The organism is Methanophagales archaeon, assembly GCA_021159465.1.
GTDB lineage: Archaea > Halobacteriota > Syntropharchaeia > Alkanophagales > Methanospirareceae > G60ANME1.
In genome coordinates this window covers 1-4313 of the sequence record JAGGRR010000075.1, presented here as the reverse complement: position 1 = coordinate 4313, position 4313 = coordinate 1, and the positions used below count along the sequence as shown (strand labels likewise).

The 4313-nt window shown below is 40.8% G+C and carries 6 protein-coding genes; all 6 read right to left on the bottom strand.

The genetic code is table 11. The features are described from left to right. Window positions 1-333: site-specific DNA-methyltransferase (locus J7J01_04030; GenBank protein MCD6210051.1), on the bottom strand; the 333-nt coding region annotated here is incomplete at its 3' end. A gap of 271 nt (window positions 334-604) precedes the next feature. Continuing rightward, on the bottom strand, window positions 605-901 hold the full coding sequence (locus tag J7J01_04025; GenBank protein ID MCD6210050.1) for a hypothetical protein: 297 nt from the start codon (window positions 899-901) through the stop codon (window positions 605-607). A gap of 458 nt (window positions 902-1359) precedes the next feature. Continuing rightward, window positions 1360-1848, bottom strand: coding sequence for a flavodoxin family protein (locus tag J7J01_04020; GenBank protein MCD6210049.1), 489 nt, complete (start codon window positions 1846-1848; stop codon window positions 1360-1362). After that, a complete protein-coding gene (locus J7J01_04015) occupies window positions 1845-2594 on the bottom strand; it encodes a DUF4386 family protein (protein ID MCD6210048.1) in 750 nt (249 codons plus the stop codon). Before J7J01_04015 ends, J7J01_04020 begins: the two co-directional genes overlap by 4 nt. A 148-nt stretch (window positions 2595-2742) precedes the next feature. Then, window positions 2743-3171 (bottom strand): hypothetical protein, encoded by a 429-nt coding sequence (locus J7J01_04010; protein ID MCD6210047.1) that lies wholly within the window; start codon window positions 3169-3171, stop codon window positions 2743-2745. Then, window positions 3146-4090 carry a site-specific DNA-methyltransferase gene (locus tag J7J01_04005; protein ID MCD6210046.1) on the bottom strand — a complete coding sequence of 315 codons (945 nt, stop codon included), beginning with the start codon at window positions 4088-4090 and terminating at the stop codon, window positions 3146-3148. Before J7J01_04005 ends, J7J01_04010 begins: the two co-directional genes overlap by 26 nt. Window positions 4091-4313: the final 223 nt, after the last annotated feature.

The following is a 4313-nucleotide window of genomic DNA, read 5'->3' as shown; positions in this document are numbered from 1 at the left end:
AGTGTTCATTGTGGTTTTCTTCTGCCAGATTACTGATCCCATATAATCAAAGCCTATGTCCTCGCATTGAGCTATAAACTCAGCATGCAGTGGTATAATTTTATATCTGCCGTAAATTATAGAACGGGCGAATTGATCGCCTATGTTTATTACAAATCTCCGTCCCGGTTTAAGAATTCTGTAGCATTCCTTCCAGACTCTATATAAATCTTTTAAATATTCATGTAGACTTTGTCCATAACCAATCTGTCCTTCAACTCCGTAATCTTTAATATGCCAGTAAGGAGGAGACGTAACAACAAGATCTATGCTATTATCATCAACTTCTATCATTTTTCGACTATCACCTATTACTATTTTCACCCAGTTGTTCATCATTTCACCCTATACAATTCCACAATATTAATATTTTCCACAAAGGGGCTTCGGGCGATTTCGGACAACGTTTTGTGGAATATGTGAAGTTCCGCTGTAAGGCGAAATTTGGGCGTAGCCGAAGGTGAAGGCGAAGCCACATACCCTCCTGTTAAGTGACCCCGATGGGCAAGGTGCGAAGCACCGCAGAGTTGCTCAAGCCCGCCACACATCCAGACAATCACTGAGTTCATTTTCTAATAGTCATTTTGCATCCTTTGTCTGTAAATTCCGCTGCCAAATCCACTCTTAAATTCTTGGCAACGGGCTTAAAATAACCATTTTTGCACCCACCACAATGTTGATTCTTCGTTATCGAAGCTCTTTTCTCTGCAAATTCCAAGGCTACCTTTAGATTGTTGCATTCCTTAATCTCCAAAGTAACACTTCCATCCTCATTTGGCACAACATCCACATTGCTACCAAAGACATTTTTGCATGTTATCGCCTGGGTCATCGCAAAACCCATAGGGTCATCTTTTCCCATTGCTTTAAATTGTTCGGCAGATTACTTTGCCACTCGTTGATTGTATTCTTCCCATCCTTGCAGTCCCTATTTCTCCATGATGAAGCCAATTGCCCCATACATCTGCCCCACCCACATTTGGGTGAACATCTTTTGTCTTTCTTTTTCCGGCAAAGTCGGTATTTCCATCTCTTTTACCTCCTGTTTGATTTCATGTTATTTTAGGATTGCATATAAACTTACTCCTTCTCAAGGCGGACTTGAGCATTTCACTTAACGTCTCCAGCATATACGACGTCCCGACGAAGTCGACGTCCTGAAGGGCAAGGCGTAGCCGTAGCATATATGCTGTGTTATCTGATGTGCTGTGCCGTTCTCCATCTTTGGTACAGTTATAAAACCATCCATATCTTAATTTGCTGATCGGTTAAGTCCAACATATGCACCTACTTCTCCACAACCGATGTTTCGTTGTTGAACTACTTTTTACCCTTAACAATCTCTTTCGCCCAGCTGGCAGCACGCTCTATCTCTCCTTCTTTCAGTGGACCTTCTACCCCTTCTACAAAGAACCTTTCAGGAGGTATGATCAATTCTCCCCCTTTTTTCTTGAGTCTGTTTGAGATCGGCTTGGCGGCATAGCCAAATAATCTTACAAAAAATAGTAACACGCGTGATTCTTCTATAGCACTCATTGTAAACCTGGTATCAAATGCAGCTACATTGACACCTTTTAGACCATTTTTTGGAAATCCTTTCAGAAAGTTTGTGATCTCTTTTGTAGGCTTAAATGCCCGCGTAGGCGAGCCAACGATAAGCACGTCTAAACCTCTCAAATTTTCCTGCTTCACATTACCCACACGAAGTATGTTGACCTCTGCTTGGGAACCCATCGCGTTACCAATCACTTGGGCTATTTTCTCTGTATTGCCAAAAACCGAATCGTAAACTATCAATACTTTCATCATGATATACCTCCAATCCGATTCATCTCTTCTTCAGAGATACCTCTCCCTAACTGGAAAAACCTTCGGGCAATCAGGATCTCCCATATCATCAAAAACGGGCAGACAGAAATGATTCCGAAGATGATGCCTATCTTTGGCACGTAAAAGCATAATGCAATTACATTCGCCAGAATTCCCGTATAAGCAGTTGCCTTGCTGAAGATATTGCTCCGCAGCATGACAACTGAGATTATCAGAGGGGCTAAGGCCGCGAAGACGTAACTCAAGTGGGAAGCAGTGCCCTTGAAAGTAGCAATCATCACCTCTCCTGCTGCCAGGAACATAGATCTTTGCACATCCGTTGTGGCAGCCGCGTATTGGTCGCTGAGGTAAAGCATTTCGAAAGCGGGTCTCGCTACGAAGAAAGCCACAATCCCTACCAAGCCAATGACCGTAGCGATGGCCATGAAAGATTCACTGCCTCGTCTGAGGGCAACGTAGAAGGCGAGATACATCGGGATCGCAAGAGCATTGCTAACAACAATCAAGAGTTCAAAAGTCAGGAGTCCCAGGAGCTTATTGTTCTGAAATAGGCTGAACCAGCCGATTGCAGTGCTTGGTGGCGGTGAGACGATGAAGATGATGACCTGGATCGGGATAATCACTAATGAGATCAGGGCAGCCACTCCGGCGACTCTGTAGAGCCAATTCCAGCGGGAATTTGCAGTTTCGACACCAATAAGCGGATTTTGTTCTAATTGAGACATTTAATTCTCCTCCTTTTCGTCTTTCTCAGGCACAGCATTTCAGATAACGATTGGGGCGTATCTAAAGTTCCCCAAGGGTGAATTTGGGCGGAGTGCCGGAGGCACGGAGCCAGATACGCTCTGTTATACGCTGTGTTGCACATTTTTATCATACATCTATGAATATTACTTTTATAGGAACGCTAGGAAAATTTCTCTGAAGTCGCTCAATATCGTAAACAAGTTGTTCACCATAAGAGACCCCTGTAGACATTTCTTTGTGAAGATAATAACATGGAACTATCTCAATACCAACGTCTGCCTGATTTTTATTGTAAAAGTATTGGAATTTAGCAAGATCATAGAACATAAAAGTATACTTACCAAACTGCACTTCAACCAAGATTCTTTCCTTTAAAAAATCTATCTGTTTAAATGCCTTTATTTTGTGTTTCTCTTTACTTATTTTGGTTCTACCTGTAATCTTGATAGAGTCTATGATTTCATCTATTTCTTGCTCTATATGAGGATATCTTACTTTTAATATCCCCAAGTCTCCAAGATGAGAATATTCAAAGACTTTTTTTATTTTTTTCACCTTCCAAATAATCAAAAAGACCCGCTTCTATTTCCATTCTAAGATGTTTTGGTTCATAAATTGGTTTGCCCATAGGTCTTAGTTTTAATTTACCTCTAAGAAGTAACTCAATCCTTTGTTTTGCGATTTTTATATATTCTTCAATTATATCTGCACCAGCAGCCCTTCTACCATGTAAGATAGCAGCTATCGCTGTTGAACCGACCCCAATAAATGGATCGATTACCCAATCACCTGGATTCGTAAGAGCAAGAACAAGTCTCTCAATTAACTCTACAGGAAATTGACATGGATGAATAGTTTTCTCCGGGTGGTTAGATTTTACATTTGGGATTTCCCATACATCAGTAGGGTTCTTACCAAGAGGATGACAGGATAATTCTCCCTTTTTGGGTCCTTTAAAGTATTTCTTACTGGGATATTTTTGAGGAACTCTAACTGCATCAAGGTTAAAAATGTAGTTTTCAGACTTTGTAAACCAAAGTATAACTTCATATCTACCAGAGAATCTTTTTTGGGCATGTAAACCGTGTCCAAAATGCCAAACGATTCTGTTTCTTAACTTAAGACCAAACCTATCAAAAATAGGATAGAGAAGAATATCCAGTGGAATAATAGAGCCGTTCTCAACATAATTGCCTATTTGCCAGCATATACTTCCATCGTCTTTTGTAATTCTAATAGACTCTTTAATAACCTTCTCTTGTTGTTCTATATACTCCTGAAGGTTAAGTTTTTTCTCATAAGGTTTCCCTATGTTATAAGGGGGTGAAGTAACAATAAGACCCGCCGTTTTGTCAGGAATTTGTTTGAGGAGGTCCAAAGTATCCCCTAAGTATAAAACTACATCAGCACCTATATCAAATTTCCCGGTTATTTTCAACTCTCTATCCCACCACATTAGTGTTGAGCCTTTCATTTTTTTCCTTTCAAGCGACATAGCATATAACGTTTGGCGGGGTTTGGGTGAGCGATAACTGTTCAAGTATTATTTGACCAACAGGGGGTTGAGAAAACTCTGGTTCTGCCAGAACGTTAAAATCACCTGCCCTACCACACACTTTCCACACACTTTCCCATATCGCGCCTACCACATACCTCAATCATACTCACATTTTCTAGATATAGAATGTCAATCATCT